Genomic DNA, 21,947 nt, shown 5'->3' on the forward strand with positions numbered 1-21,947 from the left:
TCTCATCCGGAGGGGCTATACTGACCTCCAGCATCTGACATGGAGTGTCCGGTATGAAATGGTTGTTGATCCCGGCTTGCACGTTGGCGCTATGTTGCGCCAACGTGCAGGCTTCGCGTCTTTCTGAATATATTGCCAGTCCGGACCTGCGGGCCAAGCTGCAGGAAGTGTATGGTGGCCGGGCCATCCAGCGGGCCGAGGCATTTTCTCGCTTGCTCACCCCCAGAGCGGGTACAACCGACCAGCAGAAGATCGAGCTGGTGAACAACTACTTCAACAATCTCACCTACAGTGAAGACCCCAAGCTGTGGGGAGATGAGGATTACTGGGCTAATCCGCTGGAGTTCATCGGTGCCCGAGGTGGGGATTGCGAGGATTACAGCATCTCCAAGTACTACACCCTGATGGAGCTGGGGGTGGATGAGAAGAAGCTGCGGCTGGCCTACGTCAAGGCGGTGCGTTACAACCAGTTCCACATGGTGACGCTCTACTTCCCTACGCCCAAGGCTGACCCACTGGTGCTCGACAACATCAACAGCCGGATCCTGCCGGGTAGCAAGCGAACCGATCTCATTCCCGTTTACAGTTTCGATGCCAAAAGCATCTGGATCATGAAGTCACGGCGGGAAGGGACGCTGGCGGGGAGTGCCGATCGGTTGGCGCAGTGGACATCGATGAAGACCCGTTTCTCCAGCGAGCAACTGCGCTCTCCCCGTCGTCAGTTATAGCTTGCCCGCCGCTTTCAACTCATCGAAATATTTCGCCGCGCCCGGATGCTGTTCAATACTCAGCACCGGGCCGGTTTTATTGCGTGCCCGGTGAAACATATTGGCGTAGCCATAAGTCTGCTCATTGAACTTGGTCTGCTGGGTCAGCATGGCCTTGGTCAGACGATAGACAGACTCTTCCGGCATGGTGGCATTGGTAACCAGGGTGGCGGCAATGGCAAAGGTGGGAGTTGCCTTCAGATTGCCGGGGTAGATGCGGGCGGGCACCTGACTGCGTTGGTAATATTTGACCCCCTTGAGTAGCTGATCACGGGTAGCCCCATCGATGGGGAGGAAACTGACCGCGCAACGTTTGGCGGTGTCGAGCACAATCCGGTTAGGGTGTCCCATCACCAATGCAAATGCGTCGATCTGCTTGCTGCAGAGCGCATCCGGCAGGTTGGCCATGCTTTTCAGATCGAGATCCTGCTCTTTCGCTCCCAAGATGTTGAACAGGGTCAGCGCCGTCTGGCGGGTTCCCGAGTTCTTCAACCCCATGTCGATGGGGGCGAGCTTGAGCTGTTCCAGTGACGTGATATCGCCATCGGCACGGATCACTATGGTGAAGGGCTCGGCATGGGTGGCAAACAGGGTGCGCAGCTCAGGTTGCGGCTGTGTGGCAAAAGGGCCCAAGCCCTGGCTTGCCTGATATAGCCAGTCTGACTGCACCATGGCGTAGGAGGTCTCGCCACTCTTCAGCCGCGTCAGGTTTTCTATTGAACCCGATGAGCTCTGCAATGTGCACGTAAGTTGCTCATCGACCTCATGGGCCAGACGGCAAAACTCTTTGGTTATCTGGTGATAAATCCCCTGCTCACCCCCGGTGGCGATAGTGACGGTTTCAGCCATCAGGCCGGGTTGCCACAGCAGGAGCAACAGCATGGCGATCTTCTTCATGATTGCGCCTCCTTGGCATAACCATCGATACCCCAGGTCCGCAGTTTGTCGATGTCGCGACACTCTCCCGATTCTGCCAGCAGGGTATAACTGGCGGCATGCATGGTTTGGGAGAGCAGATTCCAGTAAAGCGGCGCATCGGTCAGCTGACAGCTGATAAAGATGGGATTGAGCGGGTCAAGTTGATTGAAGGTATCCGCATTGAGGGGAATGGCGCTGAAGGCGAGCTCACACCCCTGTTCCTGCAACGCAGCCAATGTGGCTTGGCCGTGGGCGGGAAAGGTGACCACATCCCAGCGCCAATCCAGTGTTTTGCCGCGGCCCTGGCTTAGCAGAGGGGCGATCTCGGACCATTGCGGGTGATTGAGCAGGGAGAGGGGCAGCAAGATCCCCTCTATATGAGAGTGCTGCCACTGTTGCAGGGCGCTCTGGATGGTTGCGAGATCGCTGTCGGCACCGAGGGGCTGACTGGGCAAGAAACGCTGATAGAGCGCGATCTCCCCTTGTGTGGAGACAAATTTTTGCAGTTGCCCGCCTTCCGGCAGCGGGCTCACTCCTTGCAGCGGCTGTGGGGGCGTCAGTGGCAGTTGTTTTCCCAGCTGGGTGATTTTGAGTCGTTGTTGCAGCAGATCCCGTTTGCGTTCGGAAACCAGTTGGTTGATGGAAAGAGCCACTTCTTTGAGGTCTTGCAACCAGGGAGTGGGCAGGGGGTTGTTGAACTGGTGTTTGCGGATACGGATCAGCTGCAGGTTGATCTGCTCCAGGGGCTGCAGCAGGCGTTTGCACACCAGGGAGATGATCAGGGTAAATACGACGAGGCCCGCCAGCAGCGCCAGACCGGTGCGACTGATGGCATTCCACAGATGCTGATAGGCGTAGCCGCTATGTCCCTCAAGGGTCAGAGTGCCCAGCATGCGCCAGCCATCGGTCAACTCTTGCTCAATTTTGACAGGGGGCATGCCGATAACCGAGGGAAGCCAGCCGGGGACATTTTGCTGGGTAGAGTGGAATACCTTCTGAAACAGCACCTGACCATCCGGATCCACCAGAATGACCGAGCTGACGAAACCGCCATCAAACATGGCATTGACTATGGTCTCGGCCAGTACATTGTCGTCATTAAGCAGGGTTCCTTGCAGCACCAGCCCGAGAGCGGTGATGGCGGTTTCCAGGTTGGCTGACATCTGGTCGAGGATGGATTGGCGGACCGTCGTGACTTCCAGTGCAAACAGCAGCGCTGCACCGATCAGGAACAGGACGACAATTATTCTGATTAACAGTTTTGCTAACGACATATCCACTCCATGGAAAAGTTATCGCAACATTTCAGATTTCTATTCAGTATCGAATCCGACCCGGTTCTTAAAAATAGGAAAAAATGGTTAAAAAAGACGATCATTTCTGCCCATCCGGGCGGGTTATGCATAAAATGTGAGGTTCATGCAGATTGTGATGAACTATTTGTAACTATTTGTGTCCAACAAACAGTTTTATACGGTTTTGTCACAACTGACATCGCAACTCACACCCTTTAGATCTAAATACAGGATAGCGGATGAAACGTCTCCGTCCCTTGGTAGTACAGGCTGCCAATTGGGAACCACCGGTTCCCCGCAAACACTTTTACGCCATGCTGATGCTGACGGCCATGACCCTGTCAGCAGTGGCATTATTGCCAGCTCCGGGTGACATCCTTGAGCGGCCGCTGCGTCTTGAGTTGCCCATTGATACCGCAGGTACGGCAACCAACGAAAACAACACCGACTTTAACGAAATCCCCGATCACGAACTGGTTGATCAGAGTGCGCCGGATGACGACATCCCGGTCGACACCACCCCCCAGTGGCAGGATTACCGGGTCCGCAACGGCGAAAACCTGACCGCTATTTTTAACAATCTCGGTCTCTCCACCACCACCCTCTACAAGGTGCTGGACGCGGACAACAAGAACTATCTGGCGCGCCTCAAGCCGGGCCAGAATATCGAGCTGCTGATCGATCAGGACAACATCCTGCAGCAACTCAAAATCCGCCTGAACATCAAGCAGACGCTGGTGATGGCGCGCAGCGACGATGCCTATACCGCCTCCATGATCAATGAGAAGGTTGAGTGGCAACCGCAGCGTTACAACGGCGTGATCAACGGCAGCTTCTATGTCAGTGCCCGCAATGCGGGGATTCCGGCCAACCATATCCAGAAAATTGCCAACCTGTTCCAGTGGCGGATGAATTTCGCCAAGGATCTGCAGAAGGGCGACAAGTTCAAAGTGCTGGTACGCCAGGAGACGGTGGAAGGCAAGAGCACTGGCAACAGCCAGCTGCTAGGTGTGGAAGTGACCAGCCAGGGCAAGACGGTGTCGGCCTGGCTCTCCGATGACGGCAACTATTACGACGGTCAGGGCAACAGTCTGGAGCGCGGATTCCGCCGCTACCCGACCCACAGCCGCTATCGGATCAGCTCCAATTTCAACCCGGCGCGCAAACATCCGGTAACCGGTATGGTGCGTCCTCACGAGGGCACCGACTTTGCGGTGCCGGTGGGCACGCCAGTGCTGGCGACTGGCGATGGTATCGTCCAGAAGGCAACCAGCCACCCGCTAGCGGGCACTTATATCGTCATCAAGCATGGCCGTACTCTCTCTACCCGTTATCTGCACCTGAGCAAGCTGCTGGTCAAAACCGGTCAGCGAGTGAAGATGGGCGACAAGATCGGCCTCTCCGGCAACACTGGTCGTTCTACCGGTGCTCACCTGCACTACGAGCTGCGGATCAACAACCGCCCGGTCAATGCCATGACAGCCAAGCTGCCGATGGCTGAACCGCTCAGCGGCAAGGAGCGTCGTCAGTTCCTTGCCAAGGTGAAGAGCTACCGCAAGGAGCTGGCCGCGGGTTGATACCTGTCGTCACAGCCTGAAATGAAAGGCCCCGCCAGATTGGCGGGGCCTTTTTACATGCGCTGTGAGGGTTAGTAACCCTTGTCGAAGTCGATTTTGCCATCCAGTGGCTGGCCATCGATAAAGCGGATGTAGTTGCGCACAAAGATCTGGGCCACATCATCCGGGAAGCTGTAGGCGCTGTTGTGGGGGGTGACGATGAGGTTGGGTTGGCCCCACAGCGGACTGTCGGCGGGCAGTGGCTCCTGCTCGAACACATCCAGCACCGCCATCGCCAGCTTGCCGGTACGCAGTGCGGTGAGCAAATCGCCCGAGTGCACGGCGCTGCCGCGACCGACGTTGAACAGGATGGTGCCCGGTTTGCAGTGTTCGAAGCGGGCGGCATTGAACAGATGACGGGTATCGCGGGTGGCTGGCAGCACGCTGACGATGACATCGGCCTGCGCCAGCATCTTGTTGAGCGCGGGTAGTTGATAAACCTGATCAAACCCAGCCCGCTCCCGACCGCTGCGGCTGATGCCCAGCACCTTCATGCCAAAATGTTTGCCGGTATGGGCGATATGCTGGCCAATGCTGCCGGTCCCCAGGATCAGCATGGTGCGCCCCTTGAGGCCCTGATAGGGGTGGCTTTGCCACAGTCGCTGTTTCTGCTGTTCCCGATAAAGGGGAATTTGGCGCATCAGGCTGAGCAGATGACCAAAGACATACTCGCTCATCAGCGGGCCGAAGATGCCGCGTACATTGGTGAGCTGATAATCACGGCGACTGTCAGGGTCGAGCAGCACATCGACTCCCGCATAGGTGGACTGGAACCAGCTCAGCTTGTTGGCTTTGGGCAGCAGCGGTTTGGCACGGGCCGGTTCGGCCATAAGAATATGAGCCTCGCCGATCAGCTTCTCGGCATCGCCCGGATTATCGGCTCGCAGAATGCGCAGATGGGGGAGGTTGGCGGCCTTGAGCAGCCGTTCGTAGTGAGCATTATCCTGGCTGAGCAAAAGAAGGGTACGTTGGCTCATACTCTTGTTCCTTATCAGAATTTGCGGCGCAACAAGATGCCGCTCTCGACTCATCTTACCTGACTTCATATCGCAACATAGCCGACCAGGGCGCTTTTTCGTTTTCGCCGCGCGCCTCGTGGGCTACAATCTGCCCCACATTTTGCAAAGGATCCGACTCCAGTGTTTGGTGACAAGTTTTATAAGCGACTGGCCGAGCTACAGCCTTGGCAACAGACCGTCTACACCCTGGCGCTGGCAGAGCGCATGTACCCCAACTATGCCCTATTCTGCCAGGCCTCCGGCTTTGGCAATGCTGGCGCTTTCCGGCATGCGCTGGATCAGATGTGGGTCTACCTCACCGTCAAGGGATCCCGGGTCAATCTGGGTGCCATTCTCGAAGAGTTCGAGTCTCACATTCCGGATCCCCGCAAGTTTGAATCCTACGGTGCCTATCCGGCGCTGGATGCCTGTGTTGCGCTGGGCTGCGCCTATAACTCGGTGATCTGCCGGGTCGGCGAAGAGGCCAACGATGCCAGCCATGCGTCAGTGGGTACCGTGGCCGGGTTTATCGAGCTGCTGGAAGAGCGGGATCTGACCGAAGAGGAGCTCTACGAGCACGAGTACATGGAAGCTGAGCTGGAGTTCCAGGTTGAACTGCTCAAGCGGGTTGCCCATGAACGCGACAGCGATCGTATTCTGGCCATCAGAGTATTCGCCTCTCAGGATGGCGTCTCCAATATCGGGATCAGCCTGGAAGAGTAATCCTCTGCGGCTCCTGATCGAAAAAAGCTCCCGTTCGGGAGCTTTTTTTATGCCTGAAATTGTTCAGTAGTTTATGCCTGCTCTTCGGTCAGGGGTCTGACGCTCAGCACCGGGGCCGCGTCGATTTCGTCTGCATTCATCATGGAGGAGATGCGTTGCAGGGATGAGAGCAGCAGGGTCTGCTCCCACGCTTCCAGCGCCTGAAAACGCTGGATGAAGCGCTCTTGCAGCGGGGTCGGGGCCTGAGCCAGCAGGGCGCGGCCTGCGTCAGTCAGTGTCGCGTGAACCTTGCGCTTGTCGGTATTGCTGCGAACGCGCTGCACCAGTTGGCGGCTCTCCAATCGGTCCATGATGGTGGTGGCGGTGGCCTGGCTCATGTTGGTGTGATCGGCCAGCTGGCGCATGGAGATCTGTCCCAACTCGTCGATCCCTTTGAGCAGCAAGAGTTGCGGGGAGGTTAGCCCGGCTTCTTTGATTAAGCGCCTGGAGTGCATGTCGATGGCACGAATAATCTGGCGCAGGGCGACCAGCACTTCATCATGTTTTTCCATGGGGTGTGCGTCATTGGAGGGCTATGGAGAGGGGCAAAATTTTCCGCCTAATTCGTCACAAGGTCAATATGGTTTTTGCTGTAATAATTTCTGCTCTAACTAATTTTGTGTTAGGTTGACGGGCATTTCACGGAATTCACCCTGACATTTGAGGAGCGAAATGATGAATGACGAGCTGGATATCAAGTCTCTGGTGGCCGAGTTACGTGTGGTCAGAGTGCGCTATGAACTGCCGGATACCTCGGCTTTTGTGCGCTATCAGCCTGCCTATGATGAAGACCCGAACAACCTCAAGGTACACCACTATGATGGTGAGTTACCCCTCTCTTGCAGTGAGACAGGTACTTTCAACCTAAAGGAGTTGGTGAACGAATTGCGCTACGCCTATGTGCTGGTGCACCTCTTTCCTGACGAAAGTGCCATGAACTTCTATCTGACCGGCCTCGATACCGGCCTGGCCCAGCTGGAGTTCATCGGCGGCTCTTACGACTTCAACCGCCTCTGGATCACCAGCGGTGTCTCCAATCTGGGTGTCCCCATGGCCATCTTCCTTGGCAAGCGTCACGCCGTGAATGGCCAGCCCTCGGTTTCGCTGGTGGATCACCGCGAACAGGCTGCTGGCAAACTGGTCTATCGCGCCATCGGCGGGGCCGGTGATCATGTGGGCGAAGACTTTTTCAACAACGACTAAGGAGGCTGGATGCGAGCAAGCAAAGGGCTATTGAAAGGCCTCAACCCCACCATGGCCATGACGGCCCTCACCGTGATCACCCTGTTTTTGCTGTTTGGCGTATTTGTTCCCGATACCGCGGCCGCCTGGTTTGTCGGTGCCAAGGATCAAATTATTGCCGGGTTCAAGTGGTACTACATTCTGGTGGTCGCCCTGTTCCTGTTCTTCGCTGTCTACTTGATGTTCAGCCGTTTTGGCAGCATCCGGCTGGGTGACGACGACCAGGTACCGGAGTTCGGCTACTTCGCCTGGTTCTCCATGCTCTTTAGCGCTGGCATGGGGATCGGTCTGGTGTTCTGGAGCATCGCCGAGCCGATGAACCATCTGCAGGGCAATCCGTTCATTACCGAAGGGATGACCCCGGAAGCGGCCCAGATCGCCATGCGCCTCACCTTTTTCCATTGGGGCCTGCACCCCTGGGCCATCTATGTGATCGTTGGCTTGTCGCTGGCTTTTTTCAGTTATCGCCGCAAGTTGCCGCTGGCTATTCGCTCCGTGCTTTACCCCATCCTCGGTGAGCGGATTTACGGTTTCTGGGGCCATGCGGCCGATGTGCTGGCCGTGTTCGGCACCGTGTTCGGGGTAGCGACCTCCCTTGGTCTGGGGGTCTCCCAGATGAATACCGGCCTCAACCAGATGTTTGGCATGGCGGTGTCGCAGTCCAACCAGCTCTGGCTGATTGGCGGTATCAGTCTGATCGCGACCCTCTCGGCGGTCTCCGGGGTCGGGCGCGGAGTGAAAATTCTCTCCGAGCTCAATATCTGGCTGAGCGTCTTCGTACTCGCACTCTTTCTGGTGCTGGGGCCGACCACCTATATCCTCAACGCCTATGTGCAGAACATCGGTGATTACCTGCAGAACATCGTCAAACTGAGCTTCTGGACCAACACCGAGGCCAACGGCACTTCGGCCTGGCAGTCGAGCTGGACGGCGTTTTACTGGGGCTGGTGGATTGCCTGGGCGCCGTTTGTCGGCATGTTTATCGCCCGCATCTCCAAGGGGCGCACCATTCGCGAGTTTGTGCTCGGCGTGCTGCTGGTACCCTCGCTGCTCGGTATGTTCTGGCTCACCGTGTTTGGCGGCACGGCGATGAATCTGGAGCTGTTTGGTGGCGGCGGCGTGGTCGCTGCGGTCAATCAGGATGTGACGCTGGCGCTCTACAAGACGGTCGAGCTGCTGCACTGGGATACCTTCGGCTGGATTGCCAAAGCTGTGCTGACCCTGCTCATCTGCACCTACTTCATCACCTCCAGTGACTCGGGCACGCTGGTCATCACCACCCTGCTCTCCATCGGTGATCAGGAGCCGCCGGTACTGCACCGCGCAGTATGGGGTCTGGGGCAGGGGCTGGTTGCGGCCATCCTGCTGGTCTCCGGCGGTCTGGCAGCCTTGCAGGCGGCCAGCATCATAGCGGCGCTACCCTTCTCGGTGATCATGCTGGCGATGTGCTATTCGCTGATGCTGGGGCTCAAGCAGGAGAGCCAGCGCCAGTTCGAATATCGCCAGAATCTCAAGCGTCACGATGGCTCATCCCATATGAGCCTGATGGAGCGAATTGGTCCGGCATAACGGCACCAGCAGGGGTTAGCGCCCCTTTACATATAAACTTGGATGCAAAACGGCCGCCCTGGCGATGCTCTCCTTGCGGAGCTCATCATCAGGGCGGCCGTCTGTTATGGGGCCGAGGTTACTCCTCGATAAAGGTCCACTCATCCTTGATGCGGCTGATGGCATCGGTCCGCTTTTTGGCGAGCTGCTCCTTGATCTCTTCTCCCTTGTAACCGGCCGCCACTATCTCTTTCACCGGCACCGCCTGGGCGGCAGCCAGTGCTTCGGCCACATAGTCCGGCTCGGCGTAGACCCGCTCCTCGAAACCGGTGCGGCCATGGAAGTCGGCGCGGCAGGCATCCAGCAGCTGGGCAAAGCGCTCGGGGCGACGCCAGGCATCGGCCTTGTCGAACACCTTGAGCAGGGTGGCTGGCTTGAGCTCAAAGGCGATGTGGATGTGGGTATGCAGATCGCTCACCAGCAGCGCCAGATCCCGGCACTCGTTGGGAACCCGGAACCGCTCGCACAGGGCGCGAATAAGCGGCAGCCCCTTCTGGCCATGACCGTGATGGCTTGGCCAGAACTCCTTGGGGGTGACTCCCTTGCCAAGGTCGTGGCAGAGGGCAGCAAAGCGTACCGTCAGCTCGGGGGAGATCCGGCACGCCTGCTCCAGCACCATCAGGGTGTGGATGCCGGTGTCGATCTCCGGGTGCCATTTGGCCGGGGCGGGGACGCCGAACAGAGCGTCGATTTCGGGGAAGAGCGCCTTGAGGGCGCCGCACTGGCGCAGCACCTCGATAAAGATCTGCGGGGTCGGCCCCAGCAGCACCTTCTCCAGCTCCTTCCAGACTCGCTCCGGCGTGAGGTGGGCCAGCTCGCCAGCGGCCGTCATCTCGCTCATCAGGGCGAGGGTCTCCGGCGCTATGGTAAAGCCCTGAGCGTGGAAGCGGGCGGCGAAGCGGGCGACCCGCAGGATGCGCAGCGGATCTTCGGCAAAGGCAGGGGAAACGTGGCGCAGCAGCCGTTTTTCCAAATCCTCGATGCCACCGTAGGGATCGTGGAGTTGGCCCTGATCATCCTCGGCGATGGCGTTGATGGTGAGATCCCGGCGCAGCAGATCCTGTTCCAGTGTCACATCGGGGGTGGCGTGGCAGACAAAACCGGTGTAGCCCTGACCCTGTTTGCGTTCGGTACGGGCGAGGGCATACTCCTGCTGGGTTTTGGGGTGAAGAAATACCGGAAAGTCGCGACCGACCTGGGTAAAACCCAACGCCAGCATCTGCTCCACGGTGGCGCCGACCACCAGATGATCCCTGTCGCCCTGCGGCAATCCCAGCAGGCGATCCCGCACTGCGCCCCCAACCAGATAAGTCTGCAAACCGTCTCTCCCGTCATCAATCGTGGGGCCGAGTATATCGTCTTTGTTACCGCTTTGCTGCCTGAGCACCACCTGCCCGCAGCGCCAGTCAGCGCGGCTTTGACTTGGGCGTGACGAGGCCTTACGCTGCCGCACCAGACAGCTGGCGCTGTGCTGCGGGATGACTTTATGCCCGCGCAGGCCAGATGAGCCGAAGGAACCGCAGAGTTCCCCTTATATCAACGACATGAGAACAACGTGAATCAATCAACCTTCGCAAGCCGGGTTCTGGAGTGGTACGAGCTTCATGGCCGCAAAACCCTGCCCTGGCAGCAGGAGAAGACCCCTTACCGGGTCTGGGTCTCGGAGATCATGCTGCAGCAGACCCAAGTCGCTACCGTGATTCCCTATTACCAGCGTTTTATGGCGCGCTTCCCCGATGTGGTGGCGCTGGCCGATGCCCCTGTCGACGAGGTGCTGCACCACTGGACCGGGCTTGGCTACTACGCCCGGGCCCGCAACCTGCACAAGGCGGCCCAGCAGATCCGCGATCATCACTATGGTCTCTTTCCCGAGCGTTTTGACGAGGTGATGGCGCTGCCGGGTATTGGTCGTTCTACCGCCGGGGCCGTGCTGTCGCTCTCTCTTGGTCAGCCTCATGCCATCCTTGATGGCAACGTGAAGCGGGTACTCACCCGTTGGCTGGCGCTGCCGGGCTGGCCCGGCCAGAAACAGGTGGAGAACGAACTGTGGGAGATCGCCATCCGGCTGACTCCCAAACTGGGCGTGGCGCAATACAATCAGGCAATGATGGATATCGGGGCCACTATCTGCACCCGCAGCAAGCCTGCCTGTGATCGCTGTCCGGTGCGGGCCGATTGCCAGGGGCTGTCGCAAGGCAACCCCACTGCCTACCCCAACAGCAAGCCGAAGAAGAGCATTCCGGCCCGCGATGGCGTCATGTTGTTGATCCGCCATGGTGACGAGTTATTGCTGGAGAAGCGGCCGCCGCAGGGGATCTGGGGCGGGCTCTACTGCTTCCCGCAGGTGGCCTCGCTGGCGGAGGTGGATGGTCTGCTGGCGTCCCTTGGCCTGAGCCATCACGGTTATCGTGAACTGGCCGGTTTTCGCCATACCTTCAGCCACTTCCATCTCGATATTCAGCCGCTGCTGATTGACATTGATGAGGCGCAGCCGCTGCGGCTCATGGAAGCAGATAACCGACTCTGGTATAACTTACGCCATCCTGCCGAGGTGGGGCTGGCGGCCGCCACGGCCCGTCTGCTCGCCTATCCAGAGTTACAACCATAGAGGTCAACATGAGCCGTACTGTATTTTGCCAACGCCTGAAAAAAGAGGGCCCGGGTCTGGATTTCCAACTCTATCCCGGTGAGCTCGGCAAGCGGATTTTTGACAACATCAGCAAGGAAGCCTGGGCCGAGTGGCAGAAGAAGCAGGTGATGCTGATCAACGAGAAAAAGCTCAACATGATGAATCTTGAGCATCGCCAACTGCTGGAAAAAGAGATGGTCAGCTACCTGTTTGATGCAGGTGAAGTGCAGATCGAAGGTTACACCCCGCCTGCCCAGTAAGCTCTCCGGCTGTTGTACGTGTGAACAGGTGCGGGAATGGCGCCACACTGGCGTTACCGCTCCTGAAGTCGCAGCAAATGAATGATGGGCAGCTCTGCTGCCCGGTTTGAGGATCCTATGGGCCGAATTTTTTGGCTGCTGTGCACCCTGCTGTTTCTCTCTGCCTGCTCATCTTCCCCCAAGCCCAGCGGGAGTGAGGATGACGATCTGGTCAACGGCAAGGACATCCGCGGTTTTGAACACATGATCAGCGCGCTCTCCCATAACGTGAACGAGATATGGGGGCGGGAGGCGCTGTTTGCGGGCAAGTTTGACTACGTAAAATACACGGATCAGTACAAGAGCCGGGCCCACATCGACTTCTCCAGCGGCCACATCATGGTGGAGACGGTCTCGGGCATCGATCCCCGCGCTCACCTGCGTCGCGCCATCATCGAGACCCTGCTGACCCCGGACGATCCGGCGGAAGTGGATCTTTACTCCGATCGGGAAATTCTGACCGGCGGCGAGCCTTTCCTCTACGGTCAGGTGCTGGACAATCAGCGCCAGCCAATCCGCGCCTCCTGGCGCGCCGAGCGTTATGCCGATTACCTGCTCAACACTGCGATGAAGAAGCGCACTTTGGGGATTCGCACCATCTTCTTCGTCGATATTCCCATGGTGGCCAACCATGAAGACCGACGGGGCTACAAGTATGCGGGGATCATCCGGGAAGCGTCGCGCAAATACGGCGTGCCGGAGAGCCTGATCTATGCGGTGATCAAGACCGAGAGCAGCTTCAACCCCTATGCGGTGAGCCATGCCAACGCTTATGGCCTGATGCAGGTGATCCCGGCTACCGCCGGTCGTGACGTCTATGTGCGGGTCAAGGGCAAGAACGGCCAGCCAACCCGGGAGGAGCTGTTCAACCCGGCCTACAACATCGATGTCGGTACCGCCTACCTGCACCTGTTGCAGACCGTCTATCTGGCGGATATTCAGGATCCGCGCTCCCGTCGCTATGCGGTGATCTCCGCCTATAACGGTGGTGCGGGCGGGGTACTCAATACCTTCTCCAGCGATCGCAAGGCGGCGCCGGGCCGGATCAACCGGCTCTCCCCCGAGGCGGTCTATCAGGTGTTGACCGAGCAGCATCCCAAAGAGGAGGCGCGCCGTTACCTCTACAAGGTCAATCAGGCCGAGAAGGGGTTCAAGAGAGCCTTTGCAAGTCGGGCCGGTTAAGCGGTGACGCTGGGTTAACCATGCAAAAGGGCGCTTGATATCAAGCGCCCTTTTAACGTCTGGCCAGTTCGTCGTTGAAGTGGCCTTATTTGGCAATAAAGCCGCCCTTGGTCTGCGGGGCCGCGCCCACTTTCTCCAGGGTTTTCACTTCCACTTCGGTCTTGTTCCAGCTGTGGTCCACTTCACCACGGATGCGGATCTGATCATCCGGGCCCACTTCGGTGCCACGCCACACATCCTGATCCACTTCGACCTCCACTTCACCGCTGGCATCACGGAACAGATAGTTCTCGCCGCCCAGGTGCTTGACCAGTTTCCCTTCCAGGGTGGCCCAGCTGTCATCGGCCAGATCTTTCAGTTGAGCAACGGAAACCTTGTTCTGCTCCTGCGGGCCGGTATAGGCCGCCATGGCAAAAGAGGAGACAGACATCAGGGTCAACAGTCCGATTACGCTTGCGCTTGCCTTGTTCATTTCATACTCCTGTCGTTGGTATGAGTGCATTGTGCCGGGGGGGGCGTGAAACAAGCGTGAAAGAAATAGGCTGGTGTGATTGTCTGTTTTGTGAGCGCAAGCGATTTCATCGGTGTCGGAACATGTGTGATTTCATCTGGAACTGTAATCTGTCGCCTTCACCAGAAGTCAGTGGCAGCAGACTCTTCCCATGCCTGTCGCCACTCGAGGAGAAGTCCGCAGGTCTCACCTGCTTAATCGAAGAGCATAATAATATGAAAAAATGGCTTGTTTGTTTATTGGGGTTAATGGCATTGACCGCGCAAGCGGCAGAGGGACGCCAACCTTTTTCCCGGGTTGTGATGTTTGGTGACAGCCTCTCCGACACCGGCAAGATGTACAAAAAGATGCGAGGGTATCTCCCCTCCAGCCCACCCTACTTCAACGGGCGCTTCAGCAACGGCCCAGTGTGGCTGGAGCAGTTGGGTGACGAGCGTTTCCCCGGTCTGGTCGTGGCCAACGAGGCGGAAGGCGGTGCAACCGCGGTGGCCTATAACCATCTGGGGGCTCTGAATGGCTGGCTCGGTTTCTGGTCCTGGGATCCCAAATATCAGGTGATCAACAATCTCGATTACGAGATCGATCAGTTCCTGAAAAAGGACAAGTTCCGTCCCGATGATCTGGTGGTGATCTGGGTCGGTGCCAACGACTATCTGGCCTATGGCTGGAACACCGAGCGGGATGCGGATCGGGTGATCGATACCATCCGGCTGGCATCCAACCGGTTGGTGCTCAACGGCGCGCAGCAGATCCTGCTGTTCAACATTCCTGATCTGGGGCAGACCCCGTCAGCCCGCAGCATGAAGGTGGTGGAGAAGGTGCGCCATGTGGCCAGTTACCACAACCAGAAGTTGCAGAACCTCACTCGCGAGCTGGCTCCCCTTGGCATCGTGAAGCTGTTCGAAGTGGACAAGCAGTTTGACGAGATGATGCGCGATCCTCAGCAGTTCGGGCTGAGTGACACAGAACACGCTTGCTACGGTGGCGGCTATACGTGGAAGCCGTTCTCCGGCAGCGCCGCCGAGGTGGCTGCGACCCCGGCTTTGAGCGTCTCCGAAAGAGTGGCTATTGCCGGTAACCCGATCCTGGCGCAGGCGGTGGTGAGCGGGCAGGCAAAAGGGCGAGCAGCGACTTTCAACTGCGATGAGCATATGTTCTGGGATCAGGTGCATCCGACCAGGACGGTGCACAAGGTACTGAGCCAGCGTGTTGCCGACTTTATCGATCAGCACTACGAGTTTGTTCGTCACTGATATCGCTTCGGGCCAGCATGTTGCTGGCCTTTTTCTCCTATCTGCCCTCATTTGTGCGTCTTTTTGCGTCACATTCAGTTCAAATAACAAACGTTTGTTGCTGTTTTTGTAACGTGGTTGCGTTAGAGTGTTTTTTGTTAATTGATATCAGTGACTTGAAAATAGGCTAACGTTGATATGCTGCGATCGCTTTTGGGTGGTTGCACCTATAAGACGAGGTGATATCAATCAACCTCCTCCTACATAAAGTTGCAGAGGCTCAAACATGAAAAAATCATTGATTACCTTGCTGGTTACCGGCTTGCTGGCGGCCAATGCCCAGGCTGCCGGTCAAGACAACACCTGGTATGGCGGTGCCAAACTGGGTTGGTCCAACTTCTACGGCATTGATGAAAGCAACAGCTTTACCCTCGGCAATGAGACCAATGATGCTCTTGGGGCTGGTGTATTTGCCGGCTATCAACTTAACAAGAACCTGGGCATCGAATATGGCTACGATTATCTGGGTAAGTACAAATATGATGCCCGCTCAGCCACGGGCGCAGCGTTTCAAGATGAAGTTCAGGCCCAACTTATTCATTTATCATTGAAGCTGGGCTTCCCTGTAACTGATAGCCTCGACCTGTACGGACGTATCGGCGGTGGTTATGCGGCCGCTAACAGTGACCTGAAAGGGGGTGATGGCCGGTTCAACTTTGTCAGCGCGCTGGGTGCCGAGTATGCATTCAACCTCGACTGGGCAGCTCGCCTGGAGTATCAGTACACCACCCCGTATGGCAGTCGTGATGATACCGGTTTGAGAATGGATAACGGCCTGCTCTCGCTGGCAGCGGTTTATCGCTTTGGTCAGGTTGCCCCTGTGGCGCCCGCCCCGGCTCCGGAACCTGCTCCTGCACCTGTGATGGTTGAGAAGCAGTTCACCCTGAGCTCCGATGTGCTGTTTGACTTCAACAAGGCGACTCTCAAGCCAGAGGCCAGTCAGGCACTGGATAGCCTCTATAGCCAGATTGAAGAAGCACGACCCAAAGATGGCGTGGCAACCGTAATTGGGCACACCGACCGTATCGGTTCCGATGCCTACAACCAGAAGCTCTCCGAGCAGCGTGCCCAGACCGTTGCCAACTATCTGGTTGGTAAAGGGATCCCGGCCGCCAAGATCAATGTGGAAGGGCGTGGTAAATCCTCACCGGTTACCGGCGACAGCTGCGTCAGCAAGTCCAAGCGTGAGCTGATCGTCTGCCTGGCTCCGGATCGCCGTGTTGATGTGAAAGTCGAAGGTGTTAGCGAGGTGCAGGAGTAATCCTTCACACTGAGCAGCGTTCCACTGGGACTGGAATGAACAGCCCCTGTCGGAGCAAGAGAGACCAAAAAGCCAGTCAGTTGATCTGACTGGCTTTTTACATTGGCATTGCGGTCGGGCAGGGGACTAAATCAGGAAGGGAGCGGCATCACCCGGTTGCGCCCCAGCTCCTTGGCCTTGTAGAGCAGCTTGTCGGTACGTTCGACCAGACAGTCTGCGCTCTCCTGACCGTTGAACTCACCCACGCCAAACGAGGCTGTGATGTGGTCGATGCGGCGGCCCGATTTGCGATCCAGAATCGACATCCGCTCGATAGCGCGGCGCATGCTTTCCGCCATCTGTCTGGCCAGCGCCAGCGAGCGATGGGGGACCAGCATGGCGAACTCCTCCCCACCCAGCCGATAGGCGGTGACTCCCTCCTTGCAGGCATCGCGCAGCCGTTTGCTGAAGGCGCGCAGCACCTGATCGCCGAGCAGGTGCCCATATTCGTCGTTGAAGTTCTTGAAGCGATCGATATCAGCAAGGATCAGCGAGAAGGGGTGCTGGCTGCGGATCAACCCCTCCAGCTCCAGATCGAAGGCGCGGCGGTTGAGCAGGTTGGTGAGGGCATCTTCGTTGGCCAGTTTGCGTGTCTCGTTGAGCGCCGCCCGCAGCTCCTTGATCTCTTTCTCCGCATTGCTGAGCTGGTTGCGAAAGTGCATGGTGGACATGCGCACGTCCCGTGATTCGCGCACCAGCTCCCGCAGGATCCCCATGGTGTCTTCCAGGCTGAAGCCCTCGTCATCAATGCGGCTGAGCTTGTCAAAACTCTTGTCGAGCATCTCCTGAAACATGCCGGTATCGGAGATGGCGTCCTGCATGGAGTGGCCGAGCTCGTTGGCCATGGCGGCGAGGCTCAGTTTCATCGCCTCCATCTGCTTCTCGTCCTGAGCGGCCAGATACTGGTGATAGAGTCGCTCGCAGGTGGTGAGCGAGCAGGTTCCCTGCATTTTGACTGCCTGATCGATCGCCTGGTTGAGCTCGGGCATGCTGGCCGAGACATAGTTGTACCACAGGTGGTAATTGTCCGGCGTCGTGGGGATCTGGTACTTGATCATCAAAGGAACCGCCTGTTTGAGATAGGCGGCGGATTGGGCAAATGTATCCTTACTCATGAGTTCTGTGTCTCATCATGCCAGCGAACTGAAGATAGTATGACAGAGAGATTGGCCAAAAGGCAGCCGATGGATGCCATTCGCCCCCCCCTCCGATATAATGGCACCGTTACCACCTACCCTAAGGCCTGCTTATGTCTCAAAAAGATCCTTTCCTCGAACGCGAGGCCGAAAAATACGATAACCCCATCGCCAGTCGCGAGTTGATCCTGGAACTCATCAAGGGCCATGAAAAGCCCATGTCCCGTGAAGAGTTGGCCAAGGTCCTCAAGCTGAAAGATGAAGAGCCGTTGGAAGCCTTGCGTCGTCGTCTGCGCGCCATGGAGCGTGATGGACAACTGGTATTCACTCGCAACCAATGCTATGCCCTGCCGGATCGCCTGAATCTGGTCAAAGGTTATGTAATCGGCCACAAGGATGGCTTCGGTTTTCTGCGTCCGGAAGGTGGTGGTCCGGATCTGTATCTGAACAACCGAGAGATGCAACGCCTGATGCATGGCGATTACGTGCTGGTGCAACCGACCGAGATCGACCGCAAGGGTCGTCAGGAAGCGCGTCTGGTGCGCCTGCTCAAGTCCCGTGAGGCAGATATTGTCGGCCGTTACTTCGTCGAGAATGGCGTTGGTTTCGTGGTGCCGGATGACAGCCGTATCGGCCAGGACATCATCATCCCGGAAGGGGAAAACAAAGGGGCTCGTCAGAGCCAGGTCGTGGTTGTGCGGATCAATCAGCGCGCCACCTCCCGCATCAATGCCGTCGGCACAGTACTGGAAGTGCTGGGCGAGAACATGGCGCCGGGCATGGAGATCGAAATTGCCCTGCGTACCCACGGTATCCCGCACACCTGGCCGGAAGAGGTGACCAAAGAGGTTGCCGGTCTCGGCGAGCAGGTGCCGGAGAAAGCCAAAGAGGGCCGCATCGACCTGCGCGCCCTGCCGCTGGTGACCATCGACGGCGAAGATGCCCGCGACTTCGATGACGCCGTCTTCTGTGAAGCCAAACGCGGTGGTGGCTGGCGTCTGTGGGTTGCCATTGCAGACGTCTCCGCTTACGTGAAGCCCGGCACGGCGCTGGATGCCGAAGCGTATCAGCGCGGCAACTCCGTCTACTTCCCCGAGTTCGTGGTGCCCATGCTGCCGGAGGTGCTCTCCAACGGCCTGTGTTCCCTGAACCCGCAAGTTGACCGTCTCTGCATGGTGTGCGAGATGACCATCTCCGCCGCTGGCCGTATGTCTGGCTACAAGTTCTACGAAGCGGTAATGAACTCTCACGCCCGTCTGACCTACACCAAGGTGGCGGCGATCCTCGACGGGGATCCCAAGCTGCGCCAGCAGTATGACCCGCTGGTGGGCCATATTGAGGAACTCAACAACCTCTACAAGGCGCTCAAGCATGCCCGCCACCAGCGTGGTGCGGTGGAGTTCGAGAGCGAAGAGACCCGCTTCATCTTCAACGCCCAGCGCAAGATCGACCGCATCGTGCCGCTGGTGCGCAACGATGCCCACAAGATCATCGAAGAGTGCATGATCCAGGCGAACGTGGCTGCTGCCCGTTACATCGAGAAGAACGAAGCCTTTGCCCTGTTCCGGGTCCACGACCGTCCGGGCGAAGAGCGTCTGACCGGTTTCCGCGATTTCCTGGCCGAACTGGGTCTGGAGCTTAAAGGCGGACTCGAGCCCGAGCCGAAAGACTTTGCCGAGCTGGCCGCCAAGTTTGAAGGGCGCCCCGATGCGGAGCTGCTCTCCACCATGCTGCTGCGCTCCATGCGTCAGGCCATCTATCAGGCCGACAACATCGGTCACTTCGGTCTGGCGTTGAAGTCCTACGCGCACTTCACCTCGCCAATCCGTCGCTATCCCGACCTGATCCTGCACCGGGCGATCAAGTATCAGACCGCCAAGGAGCAGCAGGGCAACCTGCGCCACAAGTGGACCCCGAGCGGTGGTTATCACTACCAGCTGGAAGAAGTGGACCCGATGGGCGAGCACTGCTCCATGACCGAGCGCCGTGCCGACGATGCGACTCGCGACGTGGCCGACTGGCTCAAGTGCGAGTACATGCTGGATCACGTGGGTGACGAGTTTGACGGCGTCATCGCCAGCGTCACCGGCTTTGGCTTCTTCGTGCGTCTGGCGGAGATCCACATCGATGGTCTGGTGCACGTCAGCACCCTCACCAACGACTACTACCAGTTTGATCCCCTGCACATGCAGCTGATTGGCGAGAACTTCCGCCGTCGCTACCGTCTGGGCGACAAGGTGCGGGTCAAGGTGATGGGCGTGAACCTGGATGATCGCAAGATCGACTTCGTGATGGTGGAAGAGCCGCTCAAGGCCACCGGCAAGAACGCCAAAGAGATGGCGCGCAAGCAGGCCGAGATCAAGAAAGAGAAGGCCAAGAGCGCCCAGCGCCACGAAAAACGTAAAGAGGGCAAGGATCACGGCAAATCCGACAAGGGTGGCCGCGCCAAACCCAGCAACAGACGACCGAGCAAAAAGGCTCGCGATAAGGCCAAGAGCACTAAATGAGTACTGAACTGATCTACGGCATTCACGCTGTCACCGCGCTGCTGGAGCGCACACCCGAGCGCTTTATCGAAGTGTGGGCCCTCAAGGGGCGCGATGACGACCGGCTGCAACCCCTGCTGACCGAGCTGGAATCCCTCGGCCTCAAGGTGCAGAGCGTGAACCGCAAGACCCTTGATGACAAAGCGGAAGGCAACAATCACCAGGGCATTATGGCCCGGGTGAAAGAGGCGCCGAAGCTCGCCGAGCACGATCTGGCTAGCCTGCTGGATGAGTTGGCGGCACAACAGAACCAGCCCTTCCTGCTGGTGCTGGATGGCGTGACCGATCCGCACAATCTCGGCGCCTGCCTGCGCAGCGCCGATGCTGCCGGGGCTCATGCTGTCATCGTGCCGCGGGACAAGGCCACGGGTCTTACCCCAATCGTGCGCAAGGTTGCCTGTGGCGCGGCCGAAGTGGTGCCGCTCATTCAGGTCACCAACCTGGCCCGCACCCTGCGCGAATTGCAGGAGCGCGGCGTCTGGATTGTCGGCACCGCTGGCGAGGCCGATCACGACCTCTATCAGGCCAAACTGACCGGCCCGATGGCGCTGGTGATGGGGGCTGAAGGTAAAGGCATGCGCCGTCTGACCCGCGAACATTGCGACGAGCTGGTGAGCATCCCGATGGCGGGGGCGGTATCCAGCCTCAACGTCTCGGTGGCAACCGGCGTTTGCCTGTTTGAAGCCGTGCGTCAGCGTCGCGGTTAATCATGCTGACTGACAGACCCCCCTTCGATTGGGCGCAGGTCGCAGATAAAGAGGAGGCCGCGCGCCTCCTCTCTTTTGCCCGCCCGCTGACCCTCAGCCCGAAAAGCTGCCTCTGGCACGCCGGCGACAGCCCGGATCTGCTGGTCAGGGTGGAGCAGGGGCTGCTGCGGGCCAAGCTGGTGCTGGAGGATGGCCGCGAGTACATCAAGGAGTTCTACTGGGAGGGGGACGAGTTTCTCGATTTCCACCACCTGCTCAGTGGCGAGCCGGCCCGCTACAGCGTGGAGGCGCTGGAGTCTTGCAGTCTGCAGCTGTTCAGTCTGGCCGACCTGCGCCAGCTGCCCGGCTGGCCGCGCTGGTATCAGCACCTGCTGGAGGTGCAGCTGCGCATCAAGGAGGAGAAGGAGCAGTTGCTGCTGACCGGCAGCCCGCAGGCACGCTATCAGCACTTTCTGGACAGCTTTCCCGCACTTGATGCCAGAGTGCCTGACCACCAGATCGCCGCCTATCTCGGTATCACACCCATCAGCCTGAGCCGCATTCGCAAACGGCTGAAAGAACTTAACAAAGGTTAATGCGGGGCGCTGGCGCCACGATTATGCTGGCAGGCCGAACTGATAAGGAGTTGCCGATGAACTGGATCCTGAAACCCTGGTCTGAACTGACCACTGACGAGTTGTATGAGTTGCTGGCGCTGCGGGCCGAGGTGTTCGTGGTGGAGCAGACCTGCCCCTTTCAGGATCTGGACGGGCTCGATCGCCGCGAGGGGGTCTGGCACCTGCTCGGTTATCAGGGCGAGCTGCTGGCCGCCTATGCGCGGATCATGGCGCCCGGCATAGGTGATGAGAGCGGTGCCGCCATCGGCCGGGTGGTAACTTCACCCAAGGCGCGTGGCGGTGGTCTCGGTCACCAGCTGATCAGCGAGGCGGTCAAAGCGTGCGAGGCACACTGGCCGACCCACAGCATCTGGCTTGGTGCTCAGGCCCATCTGCAGGGCTTCTACGGCCAGCACGGTTTTGTGGCGGAAGGGGAAGGCTATCTCGAAGATGATATCCCCCATATGGGGATGCGCAGAGTGGTGGAATAACCACTCGTCAGAGTGATTCAGAATGCAGAAGGGCCATCCCGCGGGATGGCCC

Annotated in this window: 21 protein-coding genes; 14 read left to right on the forward strand and 7 right to left on the reverse strand. The window is 58.3% G+C overall.

The features are described 5' to 3' along the window. The first annotated feature begins 53 nt into the window (after positions 1 to 53). Entirely contained in the window at positions 54 to 728 is a 675-nt protein-coding gene (locus tag AB5Y97_RS06185; RefSeq protein WP_005335848.1) for a transglutaminase-like cysteine peptidase, read from the forward strand. Here the strand turns inward: AB5Y97_RS06185 and AB5Y97_RS06190 are convergent. Both AB5Y97_RS06190 and AB5Y97_RS06195 read right to left on the reverse strand, forming a co-directional pair. Continuing rightward, positions 723 to 1,664, reverse strand: a complete 942-nt coding sequence (locus tag AB5Y97_RS06190) for a TAXI family TRAP transporter solute-binding subunit (protein WP_236563453.1) — start codon at positions 1,662 to 1,664, stop codon at positions 723 to 725. The genes AB5Y97_RS06185 and AB5Y97_RS06190 overlap by 6 nt on opposite strands. After that, a complete protein-coding gene (locus AB5Y97_RS06195; RefSeq protein WP_201946743.1) occupies positions 1,661 to 2,959 on the reverse strand; it encodes a LapD/MoxY N-terminal periplasmic domain-containing protein in 1,299 nt (432 codons plus the stop codon). The genes AB5Y97_RS06190 and AB5Y97_RS06195 overlap by 4 nt, the downstream gene beginning before the upstream one ends. A 260-nt stretch (positions 2,960 to 3,219) precedes the next feature. Between AB5Y97_RS06195 and mepM the strand changes: the two genes are divergently transcribed. Further along, a complete protein-coding gene (gene mepM / locus AB5Y97_RS06200; protein WP_005354854.1) occupies positions 3,220 to 4,557 on the forward strand; it encodes a murein DD-endopeptidase MepM in 1,338 nt (445 codons plus the stop codon). 71 nt (positions 4,558 to 4,628) lie between these two features. On the opposite strand, the gene AB5Y97_RS06205 is transcribed toward mepM, so the two are convergent. Further along, positions 4,629 to 5,573: a D-2-hydroxyacid dehydrogenase gene (locus tag AB5Y97_RS06205; RefSeq protein WP_139408742.1), complete on the reverse strand. Its 945-nt coding sequence runs from the start codon at positions 5,571 to 5,573 to the stop codon at positions 4,629 to 4,631. A gap of 162 nt (positions 5,574 to 5,735) precedes the next feature. Here AB5Y97_RS06205 and AB5Y97_RS06210 point away from each other — a divergent pair, with 162 nt between their 5' ends. Further along, on the forward strand, positions 5,736 to 6,317 hold the full coding sequence (locus AB5Y97_RS06210; RefSeq protein ID WP_005335839.1) for a YjaG family protein: 582 nt from the start codon (positions 5,736 to 5,738) through the stop codon (positions 6,315 to 6,317). 71 nt (positions 6,318 to 6,388) lie between these two features. On the opposite strand, the gene AB5Y97_RS06215 is transcribed toward AB5Y97_RS06210, so the two are convergent. Next, complete coding sequence (locus tag AB5Y97_RS06215; RefSeq protein ID WP_013723454.1) at positions 6,389 to 6,868, reverse strand: MarR family winged helix-turn-helix transcriptional regulator; 480 nt, start codon at positions 6,866 to 6,868, stop codon at positions 6,389 to 6,391. A 163-nt stretch (positions 6,869 to 7,031) separates the two neighbouring features. Here AB5Y97_RS06215 and AB5Y97_RS06220 point away from each other — a divergent pair, with 163 nt between their 5' ends. Together AB5Y97_RS06220 and AB5Y97_RS06225 are read left to right on the forward strand one after the other, a co-directional pair. Then, positions 7,032 to 7,559, forward strand: a complete 528-nt coding sequence (locus AB5Y97_RS06220; protein WP_069526903.1) for a hypothetical protein — start codon at positions 7,032 to 7,034, stop codon at positions 7,557 to 7,559. Positions 7,560 to 7,568: 9 nt separating this feature from the next. Further along, positions 7,569 to 9,167 carry a BCCT family transporter gene (locus AB5Y97_RS06225; protein ID WP_005335834.1) on the forward strand — a complete coding sequence of 533 codons (1,599 nt, stop codon included), beginning with the start codon at positions 7,569 to 7,571 and terminating at the stop codon, positions 9,165 to 9,167. A gap of 118 nt (positions 9,168 to 9,285) precedes the next feature. On the opposite strand, the gene AB5Y97_RS06230 is transcribed toward AB5Y97_RS06225, so the two are convergent. Then, positions 9,286 to 10,524: a multifunctional CCA addition/repair protein gene (locus AB5Y97_RS06230; protein WP_201946742.1), complete on the reverse strand. Its 1,239-nt coding sequence runs from the start codon at positions 10,522 to 10,524 to the stop codon at positions 9,286 to 9,288. A 237-nt stretch (positions 10,525 to 10,761) separates the two neighbouring features. Here AB5Y97_RS06230 and mutY point away from each other — a divergent pair, with 237 nt between their 5' ends. The 3 genes from mutY to mltC all read left to right on the forward strand — a co-directional run bounded on the left by mutY (position 10,762) and on the right by mltC (position 13,316). Continuing rightward, positions 10,762 to 11,814, forward strand: a complete 1,053-nt coding sequence (gene mutY / locus AB5Y97_RS06235; RefSeq protein ID WP_201946740.1) for an A/G-specific adenine glycosylase — start codon at positions 10,762 to 10,764, stop codon at positions 11,812 to 11,814. A gap of 8 nt (positions 11,815 to 11,822) precedes the next feature. After that, positions 11,823 to 12,095: an oxidative damage protection protein gene (locus AB5Y97_RS06240; protein WP_005335828.1), complete on the forward strand. Its 273-nt coding sequence runs from the start codon at positions 11,823 to 11,825 to the stop codon at positions 12,093 to 12,095. A 117-nt stretch (positions 12,096 to 12,212) separates the two neighbouring features. After that, the gene (mltC, locus tag AB5Y97_RS06245) at positions 12,213 to 13,316 is read left to right on the forward strand and encodes a membrane-bound lytic murein transglycosylase MltC (RefSeq protein ID WP_005354839.1); all 1,104 of its coding nucleotides are present in this window, start codon (positions 12,213 to 12,215) and stop codon (positions 13,314 to 13,316) included. A gap of 85 nt (positions 13,317 to 13,401) precedes the next feature. Here mltC and AB5Y97_RS06250 read toward each other — a convergent pair whose 3' ends face one another. Then, a complete protein-coding gene (locus AB5Y97_RS06250; RefSeq protein WP_005335826.1) occupies positions 13,402 to 13,788 on the reverse strand; it encodes a YgiW/YdeI family stress tolerance OB fold protein in 387 nt (128 codons plus the stop codon). Positions 13,789 to 14,042: 254 nt separating this feature from the next. Here AB5Y97_RS06250 and AB5Y97_RS06255 point away from each other — a divergent pair, with 254 nt between their 5' ends. Together AB5Y97_RS06255 and ompA are read left to right on the forward strand one after the other, a co-directional pair. Further along, on the forward strand, positions 14,043 to 15,080 hold the full coding sequence (locus tag AB5Y97_RS06255) for an SGNH/GDSL hydrolase family protein (protein ID WP_274161119.1): 1,038 nt from the start codon (positions 14,043 to 14,045) through the stop codon (positions 15,078 to 15,080). Between the two features lie 265 nt (positions 15,081 to 15,345). Next, complete coding sequence (gene ompA / locus AB5Y97_RS06260) at positions 15,346 to 16,380, forward strand: porin OmpA (RefSeq protein ID WP_139437008.1); 1,035 nt, start codon at positions 15,346 to 15,348, stop codon at positions 16,378 to 16,380. 131 nt (positions 16,381 to 16,511) lie between these two features. On the opposite strand, the gene AB5Y97_RS06265 is transcribed toward ompA, so the two are convergent. Continuing rightward, positions 16,512 to 17,534 carry a GGDEF domain-containing protein gene (locus tag AB5Y97_RS06265; RefSeq protein WP_019445736.1) on the reverse strand — a complete coding sequence of 341 codons (1,023 nt, stop codon included), beginning with the start codon at positions 17,532 to 17,534 and terminating at the stop codon, positions 16,512 to 16,514. A gap of 134 nt (positions 17,535 to 17,668) precedes the next feature. Here AB5Y97_RS06265 and rnr point away from each other — a divergent pair, with 134 nt between their 5' ends. The 4 genes from rnr to AB5Y97_RS06285 are packed head-to-tail and all read left to right on the forward strand — an operon-like array spanning position 17,669 to position 21,895. Beyond that, positions 17,669 to 20,062 carry a ribonuclease R gene (gene rnr, locus AB5Y97_RS06270; protein ID WP_005354835.1) on the forward strand — a complete coding sequence of 798 codons (2,394 nt, stop codon included), beginning with the start codon at positions 17,669 to 17,671 and terminating at the stop codon, positions 20,060 to 20,062. Beyond that, positions 20,059 to 20,808 carry a 23S rRNA (guanosine(2251)-2'-O)-methyltransferase RlmB gene (gene rlmB / locus AB5Y97_RS06275; RefSeq protein ID WP_069530024.1) on the forward strand — a complete coding sequence of 250 codons (750 nt, stop codon included), beginning with the start codon at positions 20,059 to 20,061 and terminating at the stop codon, positions 20,806 to 20,808. The genes rnr and rlmB overlap by 4 nt, the downstream gene beginning before the upstream one ends. A 2-nt stretch (positions 20,809 to 20,810) precedes the next feature. Then, positions 20,811 to 21,383, forward strand: coding sequence for a Crp/Fnr family transcriptional regulator (locus AB5Y97_RS06280; RefSeq protein ID WP_201946734.1), 573 nt, complete (start codon positions 20,811 to 20,813; stop codon positions 21,381 to 21,383). A 56-nt stretch (positions 21,384 to 21,439) separates the two neighbouring features. Next, positions 21,440 to 21,895, forward strand: a complete 456-nt coding sequence (locus tag AB5Y97_RS06285) for a GNAT family N-acetyltransferase (RefSeq protein WP_368157377.1) — start codon at positions 21,440 to 21,442, stop codon at positions 21,893 to 21,895. The last annotated feature ends 52 nt before the right edge of the window (positions 21,896 to 21,947 follow it).

Origin of the sequence: Aeromonas sp. R10-2 (assembly GCF_040908445.1) — a bacterium.
In the GTDB taxonomy this organism is placed as follows: Bacteria; Pseudomonadota; Gammaproteobacteria; order Enterobacterales; family Aeromonadaceae; genus Aeromonas; species Aeromonas veronii.